2 protein-coding genes are annotated in these 1,430 nt (G+C 19.7%); one reads left to right on the plus strand and one right to left on the minus strand.

Annotation, left to right across the window (positions count from 1 at the left end):
* Positions 1–20: 20 nt before the first annotated feature.
* The gene (locus ACHMP6_RS01835; RefSeq protein WP_412097823.1) at positions 21–140 is read right to left on the minus strand and encodes a hypothetical protein; all 120 of its coding nucleotides are present in this window, start codon (positions 138–140) and stop codon (positions 21–23) included.
* A gap of 604 nt (positions 141–744) precedes the next feature.
* Between ACHMP6_RS01835 and ACHMP6_RS01840 the strand changes: the two genes are divergently transcribed.
* The gene (locus ACHMP6_RS01840; protein WP_412097824.1) at positions 745–1,140 is read left to right on the plus strand and encodes a hypothetical protein; all 396 of its coding nucleotides are present in this window, start codon (positions 745–747) and stop codon (positions 1,138–1,140) included.
* The last annotated feature ends 290 nt before the right edge of the window (positions 1,141–1,430 follow it).

Raw genomic sequence — 1,430 nt, forward strand, 5'->3', positions numbered from 1 at the left:
ATCACAATTGTTGCAATTGGTTAAATTGCTAGTCTTTTAGATATCTTTCTCGCCCAATGTATTTCCATTGTTTTAGAATCAATATAAGGTTCTAAAGCATCAAAATTATAACCTAATTTAGGTAACTGATATTTTATCATAAATTAATTTAGACCCTTTCATTTGAAAAAAATAAATAAAAAATAAAAGAAGAAGTTGTCTTAATTCGAAATTTTTTTTTTAAATTTCGAACCCTTATAACCTCCAGACTATTATAACATTTTTAATTTTTTTATATTATTTTTATTTAAATAAATATACAAACCTAAAAATAATCTACATAATTAGATAAAAATACATTTCAAAATTATTAATAAAATTGAATAATTAATTAAATTTATATAAATTTTAAAAACTGATAAGTTTATATAATTTATACAATGTATATTATGTTATAATCCAATCGGATATTGTTTGTTTTTTTATTTCAAAAAAATAAATAATATCAAAATAATATAAAAAATTTTTAAATTTACATTTAAATATAAAAATAAAACAATTATTTATTTAAATAATTATTTATTTAAATAAATAATAATAAAATTAAAATTGAAAATAATAATAAAATAAATATAATAAAAAATAAAAATTGAAAATAATAAAAAAATAATTTAATTAGCAAAGAGAGAAAAAAAAATAATAAAATCGGTAAAAAAAATTCATCCTCTCAAGAAAACAATATTTTTTGTGTTTTTAAGTTTTCTATTGTTCAATTTAATAATATTTTTTTATGTTAATAATAAAATTTTAGCTGTTATAGAAACAACAACACAAAATAATAATAATCAAACTTTAGAAGATGTAATCAAAATAAAAAAAGAAGTTATTAAATTTAAAGAAATAGCTGAAAGAGAAGCTAATATCTCTAAAAAATTAAATAACAAAATTAAATCATTAAATTATGATAAACAATTAGATGATATTTTTACAAAAATAATAATAGAATTAGAAGATTCTGAAAAAATTGAAACAGCCTTAGGGCAACTAGAAGCTTCAGAAATATTATTTCAACAAGAAAATAAAAGCAAAGTTCCTTTTGAAAAAACTTGTAATTTACTAAATAGTTCTTTAGAAAAATATAGGGCGCGAAATGATGCCTAATTATGAGTGATTTCACGTATCACGAACATCATGATAATATGTTCCTTCATATTCTTGGCTTTTGAAACGAAAGAATCAAAAGTTACAGCAAAGAATAAAAGCGGGTTGAGGAGAAATTCATATCCAAGAAGATCACGCCAGAAGAATGACTCACACGGATAACCTTATTCAAAAAAGGCTAAATGCAATAAACGGGGTAATTATAATGCTAAGCAGAAATGAATTGTTACTGTTCATTAAAGTTATTTGAAAATTGTATTATTGGATTTTCAAAATTATCAATGTTTTTA

The sequence above is a fragment of the Candidatus Phytoplasma palmae genome (genome assembly GCF_046896035.1).
Lineage (GTDB): Bacteria > Bacillota_I > Bacilli_A > Acholeplasmatales > Acholeplasmataceae > Phytoplasma > Phytoplasma palmae.

Bases quoted from the DNA above. Each gene is read 5' to 3' on its own strand.
- ACHMP6_RS01835 (WP_412097823.1), bottom strand. From the start codon at position 140: ATGATAAAATATCAGTTACCTAAATTAGGTTATAATTTTGATGCTTTA.